Source organism: Paenibacillus forsythiae T98 (assembly GCF_000520735.1).
GTDB lineage: Bacteria > Bacillota > Bacilli > Paenibacillales > Paenibacillaceae > Paenibacillus_AQ > Paenibacillus_AQ forsythiae.
On sequence record NZ_ASSC01000655.1, the window covers coordinates 1 to 958 of the forward strand.

Genomic DNA, 958 nt, shown 5'->3' on the forward strand with positions numbered 1-958 from the left:
GACCGAAGCGTTATTCCAGAAGCGCTTGCCGGAATCATGAAGACCTTCTATGCGGGCCGGGAGAGCGGTCATTTGACCTCGATTGGGCTTCTGTACCTGACCATGGGAGAAGCGTCCGAAATGCTGAAGGACCATTCGCGCCTGCCGGGGAAGGATTCCCAGGTGAAGCGGACGGTCAAGCAGATGATTCACTATATGTCCTCGCAGTACGCCCATCCCGTCTCCATTGAACAGATGTCCGCCAGCCTTGGCTATAACCGCGCTTATCTGTCGCGCATCTTCAAACAAGAAACGGGCTTGTCGCCCGTTACCTATCTGCTCAAGCTGCGGATCGACAAATCGCGCCAGCTGCTTCGCGAGCGGCCGGAGCTGTCGGTGGAGCAGGTGGCGGCATCGGTCGGATTGACGGACGCCCTGTACTTCTCGCGCCAGTTCAAGCGCTTCTGCGGGCAAGCTCCGACGGCTTACCGCGCCGCCACGGCCCGGCAGCAGGAGCACTAGCCGGTTCTAGCTGTCGTTCCCGGACTTCAGGATCACCTCAGGTCCGGTCTTATAATCACCGCATGAGGGAAAGACAGGCGAGGCGGTTAGCCGAGCAGCTCGCTTATTCTGTCCATCGCCCAGCCGATCCTATCGGTAATGATCAGGTCCGCACGCGAATCGTAGGACGTAGGTTCTCCGTTAAGGAGCGCCGTATGCTTGCCTTGAAAATATTGAATCAGGCTGGCCGCAGGCTGCACGGTCAGCGAGGTTCCCCCGATGATGAGCAGATCGGCGCCGGCAATCGCCTGGACGGAATCGGTCAGTACCTTGTGGTCCAGCTCCTCCTCGTAGAGCACGACATCCGGCTTAATGATGCCCCCGCAGTCCGGACAGCGGGGAACGGTCTCTTCACTGCCTATAACGGCATCCAGTCCGTAATAGCGGGAGCAGCCCATACAGTGGTTGCGGTGCACCG

Annotated in this window: 2 protein-coding genes; one reads left to right on the forward strand and one right to left on the reverse strand. The window is 59.3% G+C overall.

What is annotated here, in order from left to right; all coding sequences use genetic code 11:
• Window positions 1-501 (forward strand): helix-turn-helix domain-containing protein (locus L692_RS0120345; RefSeq protein ID WP_025701883.1); only part of this gene is annotated, 501 nt, incomplete at its 5' end.
• Window positions 502-587: 86 nt separating this feature from the next.
• Here L692_RS0120345 and L692_RS0120350 read toward each other — a convergent pair.
• Window positions 588-958: Sir2 family NAD-dependent protein deacetylase (locus L692_RS0120350; protein ID WP_025701884.1), on the reverse strand; the 371-nt coding region annotated here is incomplete at its 5' end.